The sequence below is a fragment of the Endozoicomonas sp. ALC013 genome (genome assembly GCF_049310205.1).
GTDB lineage: Bacteria > Pseudomonadota > Gammaproteobacteria > Pseudomonadales > Endozoicomonadaceae > Endozoicomonas.
In genome coordinates this window covers 1-20,141 of record NZ_JBLYNS010000016.1, presented here as the reverse complement: position 1 = coordinate 20,141, position 20,141 = coordinate 1, and the positions used below count along the sequence as shown (strand labels likewise).

The following is a 20,141-nucleotide window of genomic DNA, read 5'->3' as shown; positions in this document are numbered from 1 at the left end:
TTTCTTAACTCTCTGACTGACTTGTGTTGAATTAGTCCCAGAGCTGCTGGTAAATGGCTTTAATTTCTTCTGCGTCAGGCACCCTGGGATTATTAGCAGGTGACCCGGATGCCAGAGCCTGCAATGCCATGGTGTCCAGCACTTCAAAAAATGCAACTTTATCAATGCCAAATTCCTGTGGACCCGGAACTGAAAGCTCATCATTCAGAGCTTTCAGTTCGGTCAGCAGCTTATGGTTTGCCACTTCATCACTGTCTCTCTGTTCGGCAACACCCATAGCCCGCGCACAGTCGGCATAACGATCAGGCGCAGCGGGAATTGAATACTCAGTAACAGCCGGCAACAGCATGGCATTAGACAAGCCATGGGGAACATGGAAAAAAGCTCCAATAGGTCTGCTCATACCATGGACCAGAGCTACCGAGGCATTGGAAAAGGCGACACCCGCGAGGGTTGAGCCCAGCATCATGGCTTCACGGGCTTTTTCATCCTTGCCATTGTGATAGGCGGTACGCAGATTCGGTGCAATCAGGCGCATGGCTTCCAGAGCCTGACTGTCACTGTACAAGCTGGCTTTTTTACTGACATATGCCTCCATAGCATGGGTCAGTGCATCAATACCTGTGTCTGCTGTCGTACGGGGAGGCACACTCAATGTCAGGTTATAGTCCACCAGAGCTGCTGACGGCATATAAGCAGCCCCGACACAGAGCATTTTTTCGTCACAGGATTCATCTGTGATAATGGTGACTCGAGTGGCCTCAGAACCCGTACCGGCCGTAGTGGGTATAGCAATCACCGGCAGTCCGGGCTGATCCATGATCCTTGGGAACTTATAATCCCGCATTTCACCACCAAGGCATGAGAGAACAGCTATTGCCTTTGCACTGTCGATAGGGCTGCCTCCACCGAGAGCAACAACACAGTCGTAGCTTCCCTGCCTGGCCATTTCAACACCCGCCTGAATGGAGCCGACGGTGGGTTCCGGAACGGTATCTGCAAAAACACTGGAATCAATGTCGTTTTTTGTCAGACAGTCCTGCAGTGCCTGGACATAACCTAGCTGAACCATCATGGCATCAGTAATAATGAGAGGCTTCGCACAGCTCAGACTAGTCAGAACATCAGGAAGAGCCAGGCTGGCCCCCGCCCCCACCTGCATGATGCGGGGCAAAATCACTCGCGTAGACATAACAAACCTCGTCTAATCTACTGAAATGGCTGTGTACCTCTTGCGCACAGCCAATATCTATCAGGAACGTCCATTTCTTGCCATGGACACCTTGTAAGCCTCTTCACCTGGTAAAGCCTCCTCGCGCAGGGCCTTGATAAGACCATAAGTGGCAAGAAACAGAATGATCGAGAATGGCAGGGCCGCGACAATAGAAGCTGTTTGCAGAGCCTTAAGACCACCGGCATACAGCAAAACGGCTGCCGAGGCACCAATCACCAGTCCCCAAAACACTCTGTACCGGGCAGGCGGATTATCACTCCCCATGGACACCAGGGTACAGATCACCAGGGTCGCCGAGTCCCCGGAGGTAACAAAATAAGTCACCAGCAAAATGGTGCAGATGCCCGCCATCAGCGCGGACATCAACTCACTCTCAATCAGCAGCTGCACAGTGGTAAACAGAGCAGTAGTGATATCCTTGTTCACAGCCTCTGTAACACCGCCGTCACCGTAAAGTTCCAGATAGAAGGCACTGTTACCAAATATAGTGATCCAGAAAGCTGCCAGTGTCGTAGGTGCAACGAGAACACCAAGGACAAATTCACGAATGGTCCGGCCCTTGGAGATACGGGCAATGAACATGCTGACAAAAGGAGCCCAGGCAATCCACCAGCCCCAATAGAAGATAGTCCACCATCCCTGCCATTGAGCGCCTGGCTCTGGATCAACCCATAACCCCAGGGAAACGGCATTCAACAGATAGTCACCGGTATTGGTAAAGAATGCACCCAGCAGATAGGCAGTAGGCCCAAAGATGACGAACAGACCCAGAATGACTATGGTCAGATGCATATTGAAAACACTAAGGATACGAATGCCTTTGTTCAAACCGGTCAGTACCGAAAGCGTTGCCACAACCGAAATAACTGCGATCAGGATCACTTGATTGGTGGTCGACACTTCTATGCCCAATAGATAGCCCAGCCCGGCATTCATCTGTTGTGCACCCAGTCCCAGCGAAGTAGCTATGCCGAATACGGTTCCGAATACTGCCAGCAAGTCAGCTGCATGGCCGATAGGCCCATAAATCCTGTCACCGAAGATGGGGTAGAGGCTTGAGCGGATAGTGATGGGAAGCCCTTTGCGATAGGCAAAATAGGCCAGAATCAGACCAGTAACAGAAAACAACCCCCAACCATGCAAACCCCAGTGAAAAATCGAGATTCTCATGGCAACCTGGGCCGCTTCTGCCGTCATGGCCTCGTCATCACTGATGAACGGATTGCTTTGAAAGTGGTAAATCGGTTCGGCAATACTCCAGAACAGGATTCCAATTCCGATGCCAGCACCAAACAACATGGAAAACCAGGCGAAATTACTGAACTCCGGTCTGTCATCATCACTGCCCAGACGAATATCACCGTAGCGGCTGAACACCAGCCAGACAGAAAAAAACAGGAAAAACGACATTATCCCTATGTAATACCAGCCCAGATCCGTAGCAATAAAGTTTTTTGCCGCCGTATAAACGCTATCGGCGTATTCAGGATCGGCAACGGTAAAAACAATAAATGCCAGAACCAGTAAAGCGGAACCAACGACCATCGCTGGGTTGGCTCCCGCAAGCAAGCCAGCATACGGCGACGTATTATTTTTATTATTATTCATTTTTAACCCTTCTTTTTGAGGTATTGATCCTCAGGGACATCATCAAATGCGATTTGCACATCAGAGCACGCCATCATTATCAGTGGCTGGAAAAAAAATGAGAAACAATAAAATAGACACCTGAGACCAAATTATTTTTATAACAAGCCTTTTCCAGCAATAAAAAAAATCAGGTCTCAGGGGTATTTTTTTTTGCTGGTCGATCGGGCAATCCATTCATAACATTTTCCTTGCATAAACGCGTGCAATGAACGCACCGTATTTTAATAAAGCTCTGCCTCTTTATTAGCAGGATTACCAGATGCACAATAAGAATAAATTGCCATTGAATGGTGTCAGGGTTGTTGATTTTGGCCAGCAGATTGCCGGTCCGGCTGTTGCCATGGCGCTGGCCGATCTGGGCGCAACCGTTGTCCATATTGATCCACCCGAAGGTCCTCAATGGGACCATCCCGCCAATGCCGTTCTAAATAGAAACAAACTCTGCCTGAAGCTTGATCTTAAAACTGAGTCTGGCTTGCTCCAGGCACTGTCATTGATTGAAAAAGCCGATATCGTCATCGAGAGCTTCAGACCCGACGTAATGAAACGTCTGGGCATCGATTTTCAGCAATTGAGAGAATCACGCCCCGACCTTATCTCATTGTCGATTCCCGGCTTTGCCAGTAATGACCAGTTGAGAAGGGAGTGGAAAGCCACTGAAGCGGTTGTTGCTGCTACTGCTGGTGCCTTCACGGACATGGGATTCAACCGAATTTTGATGGGTTTGAACCCAAGTTTTTCCCCTCTGCCTCTGGCCTCTTCCTACGCCACATCCCTGGCAGCCAGCTCAGTGGTTCTGGCGCTCACCGCACGTGAGAAAACCGGTAGAGGTGATCACATTGAAGTCCCTATTGTTGCCGCAATGATGGAGGGCCTCTCCTATAATTCTTACGTTGTCGAAGGATTGCCAGAGCGCTACAAAACCATGCGTGAACATGAGATCGAGCATCGCAAGAGCAACAACATTCCCATGGCTCTCAGCTATGATGCGCTTCAGGAGTACCTGGACCCCTTCTACCGAACCTATGAATGCGCCGATGGCCGTATGTTCTACTGCGTATGCCCATCCCACCGTAATCATGCCCGCCGCTGCCTGGAGGCTCTGGGTATTTATGACGAGCTGCTGGCTGAGGGACTGCCAGACGTTAAAGATCTGCACCAGCCCATTAAGGAGTGGGATGGTGAAACGTCCATAGGCGTCTATCCATTACCGAAGAAATGGGCTGACATCATTGCAGCCAAAATGAAGAAAGTATTCCTGACCAAAACCTCACAAGAATGGGGAGAGATTTTCGGTGAAGGACAGATTCCAGGCGCTCCTCACAGAACAACCCGGGAGTGGGTGAATGATGAGCACACCAACCAGTCTGGCCTGATCGTTGAGGTTAATGACCCCGTTTATGGTCTGATGAAACAACCTGGCCCCATTGCCTGGCTGGAAGAGTTTGCCGGACAAATGATTACTCCCGCTCCGCGCAAGAATGTCAGCTATGAAGAGGCCCTCTTTGCGCTGAATACAGTCACGGACGAAGATGACCAGAACCGGTTTGCCGCTCGCCGCCAGCAGAAAGCCCCCGCGCACTGGCTGGACGGACTGCGAATTCTTGATCTGACCAATGTTATTGCCGGCCCACACTCTACCGCCTTTATGGCACGCTTTGGTGCCGAAGTGATTAAGCTGGATCCGGTCACCCCTCTTTATGATCCTCTGATTGGTACCCTGTTTACCTTCCAGACCGGCGTTGGTAAACGCAGCGCGCTGGTCAACATCCTGTCTGAAGAAGGACGAGAGGTATTCAACAGATTGGTCAAGTCAGTGGATATAGTGGTTATCAATGCGCCTGAACGCCAGATGAAGCCTCTGGGTCTGGACCACGAATCACTGCAAGCCATTAACCCGGGCGTTCTCTTCTGCCGCCTGGATTGCCTGGGCGGTCCTTTGCCCGGTCCAAAAACCAATTACATTGGTTATGACGACATCATTCAGGCCAACAGTGGCATCATGAGTCGCTTTGGTGGCTCACAGACACCGGAAGAACACGCCCACCTCGGCACACTGGACGTCAACTGCGGTTTCTCCGGCGGACTGGCTATGGCGGTTGCTCTCTACCACCGCCAGAAAACAGGTCAGCCTACCCGGGCAAGAACGTCATTGTCTGCGGTAACCAATCTGGCACAGATTCCCTTTGCCTTTGACTACCAGGGAAGAGTTCCGTTTAATGAGCCTTCAGGTCGACAGGCTCTGGGTTATAACGCGCTGTCTCACTTCTATGAAACACAGGAGGGATGGATTTATCTGGACAGCAATGACTCCGAGCTGGGCAGACTGGGTCAGGTAGAAGGTCTCGGAGGTATAGTGACTGCTGACAATCTCTCAGACTACCTGACAGAAGCCTTTAAAAGGGCTCCAGCCGTTTACTGGAAGTCCGCGTTGGATAAGGTAAATGTAGCTTCGGCCATTCCACAGGCTATTGAACATCTCAGAGAGCAATACAGCCGTGTTGCCGATGGTAAAGCAGGTACCGGCCTGGGCAGCTTTGCCTTCTCGATCTATCCTGAGCATCCCAGCGGCCACCAGATCACACAGATCGACCATTATTCCATTCGACCCACAGAGTCAACTATCGTAGCCGCCACGCCTACTGAAAGGTTTGGTCATTCAACCAGGGAAGTGTTAGCTGAAATGGGTTATGACAGTGAGTCTATTCAATCAATGATTGAGCGTGGAATTGCAGGTACTGGCTGGGGCAAGGAGTTCCTTCCCAGCTGATAATCAGGTGGCAGCCATAACCTGCCACCTTCTTCCATAAGGGTACTACATTTGGTGATAGCGCTTCGGCAAGTAAAGGTTCTGTATAATGCGAGTTCCCTGAGGATTACTTGATGATCTGAAGTGAGCATGGCAACCATCTCGAATTTCGCCGTTGGGGATGAGGCATTCTTCGGGGAACTACTGGCTGCCGGTGAATCTATTGTCGGAAAGTCTCGCGAAAACAGCAGTCGGGCGTTATTATTGCCAGTTTGACCGATATCCATGCAATCTATTTTTCATGGCTGATGGTCATCGACTGTTTCTCCCCAGATGAGCAATACTCCTCATGCCCCAGACAGACGTTCCTTACCATAAGGCCCGCAAACGTTTCGGCCAGAACTTTCTTCACGATCATGGCGTTATCGGTGAGATCGTTGCGTCGATCAACCCGAAACATGGCGAGCATCTGGTTGAGATTGGTCCCGGCCAGGGAGCCCTGACCGCCGACGTGCTTGAGCGTGCCGGTGGACTGGACGTGGTAGAGCTGGACAGGGACCTGATTCCTACTCTGCTCCTGCGCTTTGGCCTGAACCCGAACTTTCATATTCACGAAGCCGATGCTCTGAAGTTCGATTTTGCCAGCCTGACAACCGATGACCGGCCACTGCGCATCATCGGTAACCTGCCCTATAACATTTCAACCCCGTTAATCTTTCACCTGTTAAGCTTTGCAAGCATGATTCAGGATATGCACTTCATGCTGCAAAAAGAAGTGGTTCAGCGCCTGGCTGCCGCACCGGGGGAAAAACACTATGGCCGCCTGGGTATCATGGCGCAGTATTACTGCAAGGTCGATTACCTGTTTACGGTAGGGCCCGGAGCATTCAAGCCTGCGCCCAAAGTCGACTCAGCCATCGTGCGAATGACTCCGTATCATGAGCTACCTCATCCCTGTAAAGACATTCTGAAACTGGAACAGGTTGTTCGGGATGCTTTCAGCCAGCGGCGTAAAACCATCCGTAATACACTCAAGCAGCATCTCAAGGCAGAAGAGCTTGAAACACTGGCCATGGATCCTGCCGCCCGGCCAGAAGTACTGAGCCTTGCCGATTTTGTTCGAATAGCCGACTACTTGACTGATAGACAACATTAACAGCCCGGGAACAGCCAATGACCACCTACGCAGTCGGGGACATCCAGGGTTGTTATGACCCTCTGCGACAACTGTTGGATAAACTCAAGTTTGACCCTGACCACGATGTCCTCTGGGTTGCTGGTGATATGGTCAATCGCGGCCCAGAATCTCTGGCAACACTGCGCTACCTGAAAAGTCTTGGCAATAGCTGTATCGCCGTTCTCGGGAATCACGATCTGCACCTTCTGGCCGTGGCCTGTGGCATTCGCAAGCAGAAAAGCAAAGACACCCTGACTGAAGTGCTGGAAGCCCCTGATGCTGATGAGTTGCTCCAGTGGCTACGCTTTCGCCCAATGCTGCACCATGACGACCAGAGAAAGATCACCATGGTGCATGCCGGTATTCCTCCTGTCTGGACTATTGACCAGGCTATCGAACAAGCCCGGGAACTGGAGCAGGCTCTACGCTCTGAAGACCATGTCAAATGGCTTAAAAAGATCTTCAAAAACACCAAACCTCAGCCATGGGATGATGAGCTTAAGCTGAAGAAAAGGCTACGGCTTACCGCAGCCTACTTTACCCAGATGCGTTTCTGCAATGACCATGGCGTGCTGGACCTGGAAAGCAAAGGGTCTGTCCCGAAAAACGGTTATGCGCCCTGGTTCAGCTTTTCCGGGAGCCCCTGCTTTCGAGAGCAGATCATTTTTGGTCACTGGGCAGCGCTGGAAGGGGTCAGTGGTCATGATAATATCCACGCCCTGGACACTGGCTGCGTCTGGGGTAAAAGCCTGACTGCGATCAATGTGGACGGTTTCCAGCGAACCGAAGTTTTCAATTAAAAACACACGACAGATCAGGCTCTGTTGACCAAGGGTAACAGGTCCGTTGGCTCCTGCAGCCTACTTCCACAAGGTGGACCGGGGATCTAATCAAACCGGCTCACCGCAGCCTGAAGGCGGCTATAAAAGCCAGACTGCACATCCCGCTGAACGTGCAGTGAAACCTCAGCAGGCCCTAATGACCCACTGTATTTGACCGAAACAAACAGTAATCAGCTCTCAATTTCAGAGGATTATCTGTTTTTATGAACGCCCTGATATAAACTGGGCGAAAGTAAACTTATAATCTGCTCATCAAGAAGAACAGCTATGGATCGCGCATACAATGGCCGCAAAACCAACCAAAACAGCCACCTTTGTCTGGCAGGGCAAAGATAAAGCCGGCAAAAAGATCAAAGGGGAAATGCAAAGTGCCAGTGCTGCGCTGGTCAAGGCTGAGCTTAGAAAACAGGGCATCCTGGCGACCAAAGTCTCTAAAAAAAGCCTCTCCCTGAGCCTTGGCGGTGGGGGCAAAGTCAAGCCCATGGACATAGCCCTGTTCACCCGCCAGATGGCAACCATGATGAAGGCAGGGGTACCACTGCTTCAGGCCTTTGACATTACCTCTGGCGGTATCGAGAAAGAGGCCATGAGAAATCTGGTTGGCAAGATCAAGAATGAAGTAGCCTCTGGCAGTACTTTTGCCGACTCCCTCAGACAACACCCGGATTATTTTGACGACCTGTACTGCAATCTCGTTGCCTCTGGTGAACAGTCCGGAGCACTTGAGACATTGCTGGATCGAATCGCTACCTACAAAGAAAAAACCGAAGCCCTCAAGGCAAAAATCAAGAAAGCGATGAACTATCCAATTGCCGTAGTGCTTATTGCTATGATCGTTACCGTCATCCTTCTGGTGAAGGTAGTCCCTCAATTTGAAGAGGTTTTTCAGGGCTTCGGTGCTGAGCTACCCGCCTTTACCCAGGTTGTCATCAACATATCAGAGGTTGTCCAGGAATATTGGCATATCGTCCTCGGCGCTTTGGTCGCTGGCGGCTTCCTGATATCACGGACACTGAAGTCATCCAAGGCAGCCAGAGACGGTCTGGATCGCCTGATGCTGAAGCTGCCGATTATTGGTGAAATTCTGGATAAATCCGCCGTTGCCCGTTTTGGCCGAACCCTGTCAACCACCTTTGCCGCCGGGGTTCCCCTGGTCGATGCGCTCGACTCGGTCGCCGGTGCTGCTGGCAATGTCGTTTATGCCAATGCGGCAAGAAAAATTAAAGAAGATGTATCCACCGGTCAGCAGCTACAGTTTGCCATGAAAAGCACCGGAATATTCCCGCCTATGGCGATACAAATGGTCTCTATCGGTGAGGAGTCAGGCTCTCTGGATGAGATGCTTGATAAAGTCGCCACCTTCTATGAAGAAGAAGTGGATAATATGGTTGATGGCATGACCAGCCTTATGGAACCCATCATCATGTCGGTGCTGGGTGTACTGGTCGGTGGCTTGATTGTGGCAATGTATCTGCCAATCTTCCAGTTGGGGTCTGTTGTTTAACGAACCTCCTGTAGAAATGTATTAAAAGTGTCGACACAGGTGCAAAAATGTCGACACCAAATTTAAATTGTCGACAAACCTTAGATCTAAACTATATTTCTCACTGTCCAATCAAGCCTGTGGTTGACAGTGAGGTAGTGATGCAAACTAAGAGAAGTAAGGTTACAGAGAAAGACGTTGAGAGGTGGACAAACAAGTGGTTGAAACTTCAGAAGAGGGAGTCTGTAAACCTTGGCTTGAAGTAAGAGAAGTACCCTCCAAAGGAAGGTCCAGAAAGGTCAAAGGCATTAAAATGGCTCACACTCACCACTTTTTATCTGATCTTGAGTACCATACCTACCTCCTGCTGGAATTTGAACCTGCTGTAATTAGAATCTACGATCAGTTCCCTTTATTGCCTCGAGAGGATTCAATCATAATTGCCAATGAAATGGGCATAATAAATCCTGTCTACCGTGATTCGCTCCTTACAGCTTTTGGCTGATATTAGAGATTTTTGGTCAAATCTACTCAAGATACCTGATTTTCAAAACCTTCACCTGAATGGACGAACACATAATTTCGTTCGCGATGTTTGAGAGGGACATCGAAAAGAACGTAAGCGCCAATAAAACCATCGTCATAGCCAGCCCAAACTTTACGACTTATCCTTTAGATGCTTTCACTGCCCAAGGCAGAAGCTGCTCCAGTTTCTCAACCGTGTCGGCATAAGGCAGTTCTTTCAAAATGTGACTCAGGTATTCGAACGGTTCCAGTCCATTGGCCTTCGCCTTTCAATCAGGCTGTAGTAGGTTGCACTCGCTTTGGCACCTTTCGGGGTATCAGCAAAGAGCCAGTTACGCCTACCCACAGTGAAGGGGCGGATAGCGTTCTCAGCTGCCGCGTTGCTAATGTTGAGGTGTCCGTCTTCACAGTAAACCACCAGTTTTGACCACTGGTTCAGGGCATAGCTCATGGCCTTATGGGTAAGACTATCCGGTATCAGCCGGGTGACGTTTTTCTGTAGCCACTGAACCCTTCAAACAGGCGCAGGGGAACCTCCTTGCTTCGGGAAGGATCATATTCAAACAACACGGCGGTTTGTCCCGGTGGCCCACCCAGTGTGACCCACATGTATTTGTCCGATGTTATTGCCTTGCTGGGTTCTTTAAGCACCTGTATCCGGGTTTCGTCAGCATTAATCACTCGTCCTGTTCGCTGATGGTCGTACATCAGGTTGATCAGTCCCTGAAGTTGCCGGGACAGACGCATCAACCAGTTAGCCATAGTCGTGCGGGTGACCGAACCACCGTAGCGGGCGAGGATTTTTTCCTGCCGGTACAGAGGCAGGGCATCACAGAACTTGGCAACAATGATGTAGGCCAGCATGCAGGTTGTCACTGCTGACTTGGGAATAGGATGCCTGGGCAACTCAGCGGCTTTGATGATTCGTCTTTCTGGTTGATTGTCGTCTTGCGACTCCAAAAATACCGCCTTCTCCTGAAGGATCTCTTTTACTCTCACCTTGGCAGGGATGATATCCAGCTCTTCCCGGACTTTGCTGAAGAAGGTGTCGATAGCCCCTTCTTTCTCTTCAGGACTCAGTTCTATTTTTTCCTGGAAGCGAGGCAGGGAAGGCGACAGTGGTCTACGGCCTTGAGACTTTTTATGTTTCTTTTCTGTCTCCGAAGCCTCATTCTGGACCTCTTCACCACAATCAACCAACTCTGCTTCATCAAAGATTTCCCCCTGCAGGCTGCTCTTTTCAGAGCTACGACCATAAAGGCGGGCTCGCTCAAGTCGTAAATACTCTTCCAACAGGGCGATACGCTTTTTTTGCTCAGCGATGACACAGGATTTTTTCTCAATGACATCCGCCTGCTGATCAATGACCTTTATCAAGGCTTCAAGATCAGTAGTATTTTCCCAGAATAAGCATTTGATTTTATTTCGCTGCCGGTTTGTGAAAACATACAGCTCGCTGCTGAAAGGGTTATGGCCAAGCTCCTGCTCAATCAGAACGGCCAGCCCCTTGGAAGATTTCCGGAAATCGACCGGGTCTCAATGCAGGTAGACTCTGGGAAGGGTCACTGGAGGACGCATAACCGGCAGACTCATTGGAGCAGCCCTATGAGTTGTTGTGCTAACTTCAGATTGGTCTGGTCAAAGCCTGTGACCGTTAACCCACTGGGCAGTGTGACGCTGAGCGATGAAAGAGCGGTGCCTGCGACTTCAGCCTGGGAGACAGGAATGACTTGTACAAAGGCAGAAGGCTTATCCTCTTTATGTGTTGTGGTGGTAACGGGCAAAGAAGCTTCATCCAGTTTTTTTCTCCAGTACCAAAACTGGTTTGGTCTGAGGTTGTGCTGCTTACACCAGGTGCTCTGGCTTAATCCGGAATCACGCAAGGATTGAACGCGTTGTTGCCACTTCTCTCTGAGGGAGTGTGTAGACATGCTTGCCTCCTTGTAGACTGGAGGCTTATGATTTCGTAGTGGAGATTAAAGTGGTAGGGCGTGGGTTTTGAATGCACTTACGCCATATCAGTTGTGATGTCATCACGACTGTTTGGTGTCGGCAAAGGGTGATATCCTCCTCAAAAGTCCAGAATTGTTAATGGCTACACCTGACTTAAGTTTGTAATTCCCAAGCCGAGACAACATGCCGAGTAGTACCAACATCAAGTCACAACCCAAGGATTTCATTGAATCCTTCCTGGAAAGGCTCTTTCTGAACGAGAAGGTCACCGCCCTGGTCATCTTTTTGGCTGTCATAATGGCGTTTACTAATGATGCCCTAAGCCATCATAGTATTTATACTTTCAACTGGGTTTTAACTCTCTACTTCCTAATTGAAGCATTCGTGAAAATTAACGCTTATTCATGGCGTGGTTACATCCATTCGAGAAAAAACCGGTTTGACTTCTCAATCCTCACAGGAAGTTTATTCCTACTGCTTTTTCCGGCTTTGCAAACGTCTGGCGTGGCCTTTCTTCGGATATTCCGGATTCTTGCTCTACTACGAATACTGCGTCTGCTGCCAAATACAGAGCATATCCTTCGCGGGTTAGCAAGAGCCATAGTTGCGTCCAAAGCTATCCTGATCCTACTGGCTATCATGCTGGTTTTTTTCTCAATGCTTGGATATGCACTATTTTCAAACTATCTGCCTGAGTTCTTTGGCAACCCCCTAACCGCGATGAATACAATCTTCCAAATATTCACCATTGAGAACTGGGGCGCTGCGCCAGAAGCAGCCAAATCATTGGGGAGCGATAGTCTTTATTATGCGATTAACATGTTTGTCATCAGCGTTCTGATTCTAGGTGGATTTGTTGCTCTCTCTCTTGCCAATGCTGTTTTTGTAGATGAAATGGTCAGCGACAATAATAACGACATCAAAAAAGAGTTAATGGAACTTAGAGCTGAAAACAGGGAAATAAAGAGACTTCTGCATCAAATTGTAAGTAATAACAATAAAAAATCTCGGTGAGTCGCAAGCCTAATACATGTTTTTGTCAGCTGACTTTCATTACTTGCCATAGTTATTATTAATCCTGCTCAGTGCTAAATCCGGGCAGGATGCGCTTGTTGTGCATTATTGTCCATGGGACTAACTGCTAACAACTTACAGACTATCAAGTTCTCGACTTAGGTCACCCCTGCCTGGAACGCTGCGGTGTTTGTCAACATAGTTGTTGCCTTAACTCACGCAGCCTGACTTAGCTGCCCGACAGCAGATCGGTCAGTATTCAGCCAGACTTCATCAGTCAGGTTCCAGTTCCGGGTTGCTCTTTTGCCCCATCTCTCAGGATGACGCAGCTTAGCCAACAGATATACCTTTTTCCGGTTATCCATCAGCTCTTTGGTTTCCCCTCGATGCCTTTGAGCCTGCGTAAGGAATTTGATTCCGCTGTGCCTGTGCTCTTCGTTATACCACTGGGCAAAGCCATGCACTCAGTTGCGAGCCGCCTCAAGCTCAGCAAACGATTTGCATGGATAACCTGGCCTATACTTCAGAGTTCTGAAAATGGCTTCAGCAAACGGATTGTCATCACTAACCCTTGGACTCCTGAATGAGCTGACCACGCCCAGCCTCTGCAGTGTGGACAACATAGTGCCACCTTTCATAGCGCTGCCATTGTCTGAATGTAAGACCAATGTCCTCTCCAAAGCTGCTATTCCGTGGCGAATACAGGCTTTGGTAATCATCTGCGAGGCATGTTCAGCAGACTCATTCTCATGGATTTCCCAAGCCACTATCATACGGCTGTATATGTCTATCACCAGATAGAGATAGTAAAACTGGCCACGCACAGGAGAGCGCAAGAAAGGTAATGTCCCACGACCAGACCTGATTTGGCCCGGTAGCACAATACGACGTTGGCTTTCTGTGACTGGGCTTGGCTGCGCGCCCACGGTGGTGTTGTTGACCGTAACTGTTCGCTGAAACCTTATTGACCCTTGATTACCAAGGGCTACAAGCACCTGTACTTAAGTTCAATATGGCTGCAGCCCCTGGTAATCGCGAACATTGGATGGGATCACCAAACAGTTACTGTTGACCTTTCTCGTGCAATACCCGGTAAAACGTCCTTTCAGATCCGATATATTGGTTCTCATCGGCTAATACCGGGACGATCTGACTGGGGTGCCAGGCTTTTAAAGCGATCACTATTACAGGTATCAATAATCGCCTGTCGCTCCTCCACCGACAGTTTGTTAGCGGGAGCAGGCCGGTTGGCATTTTTGCAGTTATCTGCCTGAACAGCATCCTCCCGGGTCCAACGTTGTACGGTTCTTTCTGAAAGGCCAAGAGCCTCGCAAGCTTTCGACTGGCGTGCACCAGCTTTCACGGCCTGTGTGATCAGGTTGAATGCAATTTGGCGATCCGGGAGAGGGGTTAATCGTCCTCTGGTTCCCCCCAGATCTCTCGGGCCTTTTTTGTGAGTACCAGCAAGGCAGCAGTTTCTGCTAATGCCTTGTTCTTGCGCTTGAGTTCGGGTTCGAGTTTCCTCATGGTTTGCTTGTCTTTTTTCTGCTCAACCGTCAAGGCCTTACGTTGTTCTGATGGTCTGACAGATTTGGGCGACACACCGCTAATAAAGGCTCGTTTCCACTGTTCAATTTGTTCAGCAAAAAGGCCTTTTCTTACAACAATATTCAGCCATTTCTGCTTCATTTAAGGCCGCTGTTTCAATGATTACGGCTAATTGGTTTTCAGGTGTCCACTGATCTGGATTTTTTCCATCGCCTGGCACAGGTATTCCTTGAGATAAAGCTTTCTTTCACCAAGTGTAAAGAGTCACATCAGAGATACCAGTATCACGTACCAACTGAGAAACAGGCACATTATTTGGTGGCATCATCTTCTGAATGATGGACTCTTTGAGCTCTTCTGAATAGCGGGCCATTGATCACTCATTGGCCGCCCCCTGTTTAGGTTTCTAAATTCAGGAGAGGCGACAACTATGCTGACACAGGGGGGCTGGTGTATTACCATGCATTACATTTTTATTGGCATACATTGCCGCACAAAAAGTACACGATATGGAACAGATATTTTTTCAACTCCCCGCTGCCACCCTGTCTTTTTGCTTTCTTAATTTGTGCATTTGTATCTATCTCATTGTACAAAGCAGAGGCCTAAGGGCTCAGCAACTACTACAAAAAGATGAGATTAGTTCACATATATCCTCGTCTATAAGCAGTCTGGCTCTACAAACCACTGAAGCAAATGCATCTCTTAAGAATGCTATTTCTTGTAGTGGGAATGTTGTGGTCGATACCCTCACCCAATTGAATCATGACGCTGACAACCGATTACAGACCATACGGCAATTAATAGAGTCGAAGGGCGAGAAGGTAGAGCGGCAAGTTCAAGCCTTTGAAGAAGCAGTTACATCTCTTGTTTTCAAAGCCCATGAAGATCAGACCCAATTACATAAAAAGCTTGTGAATAGCCTTACTGGTGACATAAGGAACCAATTCACTTCAGTGCATGACGTCATATCCAAGACTGAAGCAAATATTCTGGACTTGGTAAACAAAGCAAATCACTCACAATTGCAGCAATTAGGTATTGTGCAGAAAGCACTTGGTAATGCCCTTGATGTGACCAGTACCAAGATTGGCGAATATCACGCCCAGCTTATTGGTAAGTTTAGGCTTTTGAATGATGCTCAGACTACCAATACTGCGTCCCTGCAGGCAACTTTTAACAAACACTATATCTCACTTGCCCAAACCGTAAACCAGGCTCAAAAACAGCTTACTGAAAAACTGGAGGCTCTGGATGAGAAACAGGCGTGTAATACTGACTCCCTCCAGAGTACCCTTACCGAGCATCGTAATTGTCTCGACAGTATTGTGACTCTGGTACAGGAGAGGATTACAGATCAGCTTGGTAAGCTGGCTGAAAAACAATCCCTTGATGCTGACTCCCTGAAAACAGCTCTGGCCGAATACCATGAATCCATTGATAACACCGTTAACCAGTCACAAACGCAACTGGCCGAACAGCTGGGTCACCTTGCCGATGAAAATCGTAGCCATACGGAATCTTTACAAGAATTCCTTTCCGAACAACAGGCTGCCCTTCATAATGAAGTAAAAGATGTAAGAGTTCGAATTTCAGCGCAACTGGATCAACAGGGCAAAGCTCAAATCAACAAGGCAGAGAGCTTGCATAGCGCTCTGACTGAACACCACACTTCCCTTGATAACGCTGTAAGTCATGCACATACACAACTTGCTGCACATTTAAACAGCTTGGGTAAAGATCAAGCCAGCAGCACTGAATACTTGCAGGATGTATTCGTTGAGAATCAGATTACCCTCAACAATACCGTAACTCAGGCTCATGCCAAAATTACAGATCACTTGGATCATCTGGGTGAGCAGCAGACTGGAGCTACATCATCCCTTCAGACAGTCCTGACTCAATCTCAGAAAACCCTAGAGAACACTGTCAAACTTGCACAAACGCAAATTGAAGAACATCTGGATTCCATGTCCAGTCATCAGGCGGAGAACAATAGCATCTTGTTTGGACAGATTGGCGGGCTGATCCAGAACCTGAAGATAGATAATGCCGTCGAATTAACCAACTCCCTTGCCAACGGGAAAGAATTGACAATTGAAAACGATGATTTTGTTAAGCATCTTGGTGAGTGTAAGGTGTCCAAAATTGAGGACAAGTCTTCCGGTCAGACTACAGAAATCATCTACGAGGACAATAAAAAGGTAGCTTCCCAAACCTTTGCTGACGGAGCCCTGAAGTACAGGATGACATTTGATGACCGTGGCAGAATGGTTAAGGGCGAAGAGTTTGATGATCACGAAAATCTGATTTTCGAGTACCAATACAACAGTGCGGGTGAAGTCGTCAACCGCGTTGAGTTTTGATTTTTACCAAGATACAGAGTCTGTAATAGACAGTTAACAAGGATTTTCGGATGTTTTTGAATATTTTATCCAAAGAAGAGCGCAAGCATTTCCTCAACCTGGCTTTCCACCTCATGCAACTGGATGGGGAGAGCAAACAGGAAGAGCTGTCTATCTATGACGCTTTTGTCCATGAATGTGAACTCACTGGATATCAACCCCTGACCAGTGAAAAGCATATTACCCAATCCATTACCAGGCTTGCAGCTAAAGAGCCTTCTGCAAGAAGGGCTGTCCTTATTGAGCTTTTCGGGATTATGTTCGCCGACCACGAAGCTTGTGACGCCGAGCGTGATTTTATGAACCGGGTAGTTGAAAACTTTGATATGGAAAGCTTTGAAGTTAGTAAAATAGAGCGCTGGGTGTTGGCAATGAACGATATGGTCTCTGAAGGCTATAGAATGGTAGGGGCGTAAGCATGTTTGGGAGAATGTGGAGTAGCATCAAGAGTGCTGCATCAACGGTTGTTAATACTGTAAAAAGTGCTTGCACCAAGGTAAAAGAAACTGCTTCCAAAGTGTGGAATGCGGTTACTGGTAAAGACAAATTCGAAGAAGCTGAACGGCTGCACCAGCAGACAGTTCAACGCTTTGAGGATAAACAACGTCAATACGAAGATGCGGTCGCCCTAAAAAGCCAGGAAATTGAGCGGCAAATCATGGCGATCAATGGTTACAAAAAAGCCATATATAATGAGCAATTCCCACGTTTTATGCGCCTTGGAAATCGTTTGCATAATGTCAGGGTTGCTGGCACTGCTTTTGAAGAGTACTTCGATAACCAGATTCTGGAAATTTCCACACAAACCGGGGTTCGGACAAAGCAGGATCTGTTCAAAATCGACTTCAATAACCTTTCTTTCAAAGAAGTGGCCCTCTCTGTACTGACTTTGGGTTTTTTCTCCCGTAAGAAGGCTAAAGAATCCCTCCAGCAGGTTAAGGATGAAGCGAAACGTATTGACGAAGAAATTGCCAAAATGGATGCCCATTTGGTAAAAATTGACCAAATAATCAGCTCAATCAATAATGTTGCAGAATATTTCGATGGCTTGATTATCAGTTACGCCAGACTGTTGGACCGCTTCGAATACGGTATCAATACGCAGCGCATTGCCCAGCTGAGTGCCTCTCCGGAACTGTTCAGTAGCAAGTTAGATTTTCGCCTGCTACCTGTTACTCACATTGAAGAGTTTCAAGCGCTCTTTAACCTCTCCATTGTTTTGAAGCAGATGTCCAGAATGGGATATCTCTCTCAGACTGGTGAGGTTATTGAACAGGAAACAAGGTCCGCTCAAAAGCTCTACCAAATGACCCAGACCCTCAAGGCTGCTTAAGGAAGGCACGAACTGATTATGTCGAATTATCAACAACCGCAGTTCGATGTTTCAGCCATGACTCGTGCGCTTGCAGAGGCATCCCCTCTGCAGGCAAGCCGGGTGCTGATAGACATGGAACTCTTTGAACAGCGGGACTCATTGACTGTTCTCAATGATATCTATGAAGAGTTTGAGTCAGGCCAGAACATGGTGAATGAACTGGTTCAACCAATTGCTTTTAATCTACTGGATGGAATTATCAGCCACAGGTCTCTCAAACTGGACAGAACAGGACTTTCCGCAAGCCGACTCTGGGAAGAGATACAAACATTCGATTATGACCATCACAGCCGTTCTGTTGCAGAAACTCCGGTCAGTCAGAAGCAGCAGCTAGAGGCTATGCGCACACCAAGAGATTATGATGAAAAAGTACGCAAAACCATGACCAAGCGTACAAACCTGGAGGCGAACAAGGATCGGCACTTCAAGGGAAACAAACAAGCATACAGTTCAATTGAGTTCAACGAAGACGGTAGCCGTATAACTGTTTATCGCAAACAGGCTGTGGCGGAAAATAAAGGCCACAAGAGGAAAGCCGCAGACACCGATCATGTGGTACCAGTAAAACAGATCAACGATAGATATGCTAAAAATGCATTTCTGACAAATCTGGATCTGCAAGCCATTACCGATGGTGACTATAACCTGATTGAGATATCCAATAGTTTTAACCGTGCTAAAGGTGCCAAAAGTTTTGCGGAAATGCGTGCGACCAAGGATGCACTGCAGAAAAAAGCAGACAGTGGCGAACGCTTAAGTCCCAGCGAAAAAAAGCAGCTGAAAAATCTATCTCGCCATAGCAACAAAACCTATGATGCTGCCAAGGAGAAAGAAAAACAAGCAGTGTCAGAAATGCTGACAAATGCACAGCAAAAAGCCATAGAAAATGCAAAGAACGCAAAACTCAATATTTCTTTCAAAGCAGGCAAACAAGTGGGAGAGCAGACAGCTTATCAAGCCATTGGCCACGCAATACTACTCTTCATTAAACCATTACTGTTTGAGATGAATGATGCTATCCGTAACGGGTTTGGTAAAGGCGTAAACAAATCGGATGCTATAGAAGGTTTAAAGTTCCGATTCACTCGCATTATGGCCTATGTAAGACGGGAAATCCTTCCGACATTAGCGCAGTCCTTGAAAGACTTCATAAAGAATTTTTTCAAAGTGTTAGTTCAGGGTGTTCTGGACTTAGTGACAGGGATGTTTCGTAGTGTCATGCGCATTATCTCAGAGGGTTTTTCGGCCTTGGTTGGGGCCTTTAAAATTCTTACCCGTCCCACATCAGAGATGAGTCGAGCCCAGAAAGCTGATGCAATCGTCAAGCTCTTTGCCGCAACAGCGGCCACTTTCGCCGTATTTACTCTGGAAAACACCTTGTTGAAAGGTCCGCTTTCCGCTATGCCTGGGTTTGTCAAGGACATTACTATGACAACCCTGAGTGGAATAGCCTCAACAATAGTTGTTTATCTTCTGAACAAGGCTGACCTTTTTTCAATAAAAGCCGAGTTACGTTCCAAAAGAGTGGAAGAGATATTCAGCCATCGTATTGAACAAATAAAACTCAATACAGATGCCTTTAACGCTGAGAGTATCCAAAAGCTGGCAGAAGACCGATTACGCTTAAAAGCCATTAATGAGCGGATCAATGCGGCTATCAAAGATGATGCCGATGTGAACCCATCTGTTTATGCCTTGGCCGACCACTTCAGGATCAAGCTGGATATACGGGATACCAATGAATTCCTGAACCTACTAAAGAGCTCGGACACATTAGTGATCTGAACAATTGGTGGCGGTACTTTTGCAGACTGGCCGACTCTACAAAGTACCGCTTGCTTGGTTGTCTCTTTATACCAGTTCAGCTCTATGATTACTCCACATCATACTGAAAAAAGAAGCCGGATTGGCATGAGAGGAAATGCTCTGTGAAATTGTTGCCTATGCGGCAGTGCCATAACTAAAAGAGGAGGATTGGGTATTCCGGAAACATTCGGCCACCCATTCCGGTAACATCCGGCCACCCATTCCGGTAACATCCGGCCACCCTTTTCCAGCCAGCGACGCAGTCTTTTTCAATAACCGTTACCCTCGTTCTTGAGACCCTTTCAAGGATGACGGGATTGCATCATGAAGAGACTGTCCATGCGTAAAATTCGTGAAGTTTTCAGGTTCAAATTTGAGCA

General features: G+C 48.0%; 18 protein-coding genes and 1 pseudogene. 11 read left to right on the top strand and 8 right to left on the bottom strand.

From position 1 onward, the window contains the following. Positions 1-31: 31 nt before the first annotated feature. Together ACO6V1_RS05370 and ACO6V1_RS05365 are read right to left on the bottom strand one after the other, a co-directional pair. A complete protein-coding gene (locus tag ACO6V1_RS05370) occupies positions 32-1,192 on the bottom strand; it encodes an iron-containing alcohol dehydrogenase (protein WP_422446779.1) in 1,161 nt (386 codons plus the stop codon). A gap of 60 nt (positions 1,193-1,252) precedes the next feature. Beyond that, positions 1,253-2,842 (bottom strand): BCCT family transporter, encoded by a 1,590-nt coding sequence (locus ACO6V1_RS05365; RefSeq protein WP_422462138.1) that lies wholly within the window; start codon positions 2,840-2,842, stop codon positions 1,253-1,255. Between the two features lie 301 nt (positions 2,843-3,143). Between ACO6V1_RS05365 and ACO6V1_RS05360 the strand changes: the two genes are divergently transcribed. The 6 genes from ACO6V1_RS05360 (at position 3,144) to ACO6V1_RS05335 (ending at position 9,640) form a co-directional block, all read left to right on the top strand. Then, complete coding sequence (locus ACO6V1_RS05360; RefSeq protein WP_422446783.1) at positions 3,144-5,654, top strand: CoA transferase; 2,511 nt, start codon at positions 3,144-3,146, stop codon at positions 5,652-5,654. Positions 5,655-5,783: 129 nt separating this feature from the next. Then, complete coding sequence (locus ACO6V1_RS05355) at positions 5,784-5,909, top strand: hypothetical protein (RefSeq protein ID WP_422462142.1); 126 nt, start codon at positions 5,784-5,786, stop codon at positions 5,907-5,909. Positions 5,910-5,982: 73 nt separating this feature from the next. Continuing rightward, a complete protein-coding gene (rsmA, locus tag ACO6V1_RS05350) occupies positions 5,983-6,789 on the top strand; it encodes a 16S rRNA (adenine(1518)-N(6)/adenine(1519)-N(6))-dimethyltransferase RsmA (protein ID WP_422446785.1) in 807 nt (268 codons plus the stop codon). A 17-nt stretch (positions 6,790-6,806) separates the two neighbouring features. Further along, entirely contained in the window at positions 6,807-7,610 is an 804-nt protein-coding gene (locus ACO6V1_RS05345) for a symmetrical bis(5'-nucleosyl)-tetraphosphatase (protein ID WP_422446787.1), read from the top strand. A 325-nt stretch (positions 7,611-7,935) separates the two neighbouring features. Beyond that, complete coding sequence (locus tag ACO6V1_RS05340; protein ID WP_269673042.1) at positions 7,936-9,156, top strand: type II secretion system F family protein; 1,221 nt, start codon at positions 7,936-7,938, stop codon at positions 9,154-9,156. A 184-nt stretch (positions 9,157-9,340) separates the two neighbouring features. Next, positions 9,341-9,640: a hypothetical protein gene (locus tag ACO6V1_RS05335; protein ID WP_422446789.1), complete on the top strand. Its 300-nt coding sequence runs from the start codon at positions 9,341-9,343 to the stop codon at positions 9,638-9,640. Between the two features lie 160 nt (positions 9,641-9,800). On the opposite strand, the pseudogene ACO6V1_RS05330 reads toward ACO6V1_RS05335, so the two are convergent. Beyond that, a pseudogene (locus ACO6V1_RS05330) lies at positions 9,801-11,079 on the bottom strand (IS66 family transposase). Positions 11,080-11,249: 170 nt separating this feature from the next. Further along, positions 11,250-11,591: an IS66 family insertion sequence element accessory protein TnpA gene (tnpA, locus tag ACO6V1_RS05325; RefSeq protein WP_422446791.1), complete on the bottom strand. Its 342-nt coding sequence runs from the start codon at positions 11,589-11,591 to the stop codon at positions 11,250-11,252. Positions 11,592-11,796: 205 nt separating this feature from the next. Here tnpA and ACO6V1_RS05320 point away from each other — a divergent pair, with 205 nt between their 5' ends. Continuing rightward, a complete protein-coding gene (locus ACO6V1_RS05320) occupies positions 11,797-12,627 on the top strand; it encodes an ion transporter (protein ID WP_422446793.1) in 831 nt (276 codons plus the stop codon). A gap of 464 nt (positions 12,628-13,091) precedes the next feature. On the opposite strand, the gene ACO6V1_RS05315 is transcribed toward ACO6V1_RS05320, so the two are convergent. The 4 genes from ACO6V1_RS05315 to ACO6V1_RS05300 form a co-directional block, all read right to left on the bottom strand. Further along, positions 13,092-13,451, bottom strand: a complete 360-nt coding sequence (locus ACO6V1_RS05315) for a transposase (protein WP_422466097.1) — start codon at positions 13,449-13,451, stop codon at positions 13,092-13,094. A gap of 302 nt (positions 13,452-13,753) precedes the next feature. Then, positions 13,754-13,990 (bottom strand): hypothetical protein, encoded by a 237-nt coding sequence (locus tag ACO6V1_RS05310; protein ID WP_422446797.1) that lies wholly within the window; start codon positions 13,988-13,990, stop codon positions 13,754-13,756. A gap of 47 nt (positions 13,991-14,037) precedes the next feature. After that, entirely contained in the window at positions 14,038-14,316 is a 279-nt protein-coding gene (locus ACO6V1_RS05305; protein ID WP_422446799.1) for a hypothetical protein, read from the bottom strand. Positions 14,317-14,422: 106 nt separating this feature from the next. After that, entirely contained in the window at positions 14,423-14,548 is a 126-nt protein-coding gene (locus ACO6V1_RS05300) for a transposase (protein ID WP_422446801.1), read from the bottom strand. Positions 14,549-14,651: 103 nt separating this feature from the next. On the opposite strand from ACO6V1_RS05300, the gene ACO6V1_RS05295 reads away from it, so the two are divergent. The 4 genes from ACO6V1_RS05295 to ACO6V1_RS05280 are packed head-to-tail and all read left to right on the top strand — an operon-like array spanning position 14,652 to position 19,740. Continuing rightward, complete coding sequence (locus ACO6V1_RS05295; protein WP_422446803.1) at positions 14,652-16,541, top strand: hypothetical protein; 1,890 nt, start codon at positions 14,652-14,654, stop codon at positions 16,539-16,541. A 50-nt stretch (positions 16,542-16,591) separates the two neighbouring features. After that, positions 16,592-16,996 (top strand): TerB family tellurite resistance protein, encoded by a 405-nt coding sequence (locus ACO6V1_RS05290; protein WP_422446805.1) that lies wholly within the window; start codon positions 16,592-16,594, stop codon positions 16,994-16,996. A gap of 2 nt (positions 16,997-16,998) precedes the next feature. Further along, the gene (locus tag ACO6V1_RS05285; protein WP_422462148.1) at positions 16,999-17,913 is read left to right on the top strand and encodes a hypothetical protein; all 915 of its coding nucleotides are present in this window, start codon (positions 16,999-17,001) and stop codon (positions 17,911-17,913) included. A gap of 18 nt (positions 17,914-17,931) precedes the next feature. Further along, complete coding sequence (locus ACO6V1_RS05280) at positions 17,932-19,740, top strand: hypothetical protein (protein ID WP_422446809.1); 1,809 nt, start codon at positions 17,932-17,934, stop codon at positions 19,738-19,740. Positions 19,741-20,141: the final 401 nt, after the last annotated feature.

What these genes read in the sequence shown, in the direction of transcription:
- ACO6V1_RS05340 (WP_269673042.1), top strand. Translation starts at nt 7,936, where the DNA reads ATGGCCGCAAAACCAACCAAAACAGCCACCTTTGTCTGGCAGGGCAAA.
- ACO6V1_RS05300 (WP_422446801.1), bottom strand. Translation starts at nt 14,548, where the DNA reads ATGGCCCGCTATTCAGAAGAGCTCAAAGAGTCCATCATTCAGAAGATG.
- rsmA (WP_422446785.1), top strand. Translation starts at nt 5,983, where the DNA reads ATGCCCCAGACAGACGTTCCTTACCATAAGGCCCGCAAACGTTTCGGC.
- ACO6V1_RS05355 (WP_422462142.1), top strand. Translation starts at nt 5,784, where the DNA reads ATGGCAACCATCTCGAATTTCGCCGTTGGGGATGAGGCATTCTTCGGG.
- ACO6V1_RS05345 (WP_422446787.1), top strand. Translation starts at nt 6,807, where the DNA reads ATGACCACCTACGCAGTCGGGGACATCCAGGGTTGTTATGACCCTCTG.
- ACO6V1_RS05365 (WP_422462138.1), bottom strand. Translation starts at nt 2,842, where the DNA reads ATGAATAATAATAAAAATAATACGTCGCCGTATGCTGGCTTGCTTGCG.
- tnpA (WP_422446791.1), bottom strand. Translation starts at nt 11,591, where the DNA reads ATGTCTACACACTCCCTCAGAGAGAAGTGGCAACAACGCGTTCAATCC.
- ACO6V1_RS05280 (WP_422446809.1), top strand. Translation starts at nt 17,932, where the DNA reads ATGTCGAATTATCAACAACCGCAGTTCGATGTTTCAGCCATGACTCGT.
- ACO6V1_RS05320 (WP_422446793.1), top strand. Translation starts at nt 11,797, where the DNA reads ATGCCGAGTAGTACCAACATCAAGTCACAACCCAAGGATTTCATTGAA.
- ACO6V1_RS05370 (WP_422446779.1), bottom strand. Translation starts at nt 1,192, where the DNA reads ATGTCTACGCGAGTGATTTTGCCCCGCATCATGCAGGTGGGGGCGGGG.
- ACO6V1_RS05360 (WP_422446783.1), top strand. Translation starts at nt 3,144, where the DNA reads ATGCACAATAAGAATAAATTGCCATTGAATGGTGTCAGGGTTGTTGAT.
- ACO6V1_RS05285 (WP_422462148.1), top strand. Translation starts at nt 16,999, where the DNA reads ATGTTTGGGAGAATGTGGAGTAGCATCAAGAGTGCTGCATCAACGGTT.
- ACO6V1_RS05290 (WP_422446805.1), top strand. Translation starts at nt 16,592, where the DNA reads ATGTTTTTGAATATTTTATCCAAAGAAGAGCGCAAGCATTTCCTCAAC.
- ACO6V1_RS05305 (WP_422446799.1), bottom strand. Translation starts at nt 14,316, where the DNA reads ATGAAGCAGAAATGGCTGAATATTGTTGTAAGAAAAGGCCTTTTTGCT.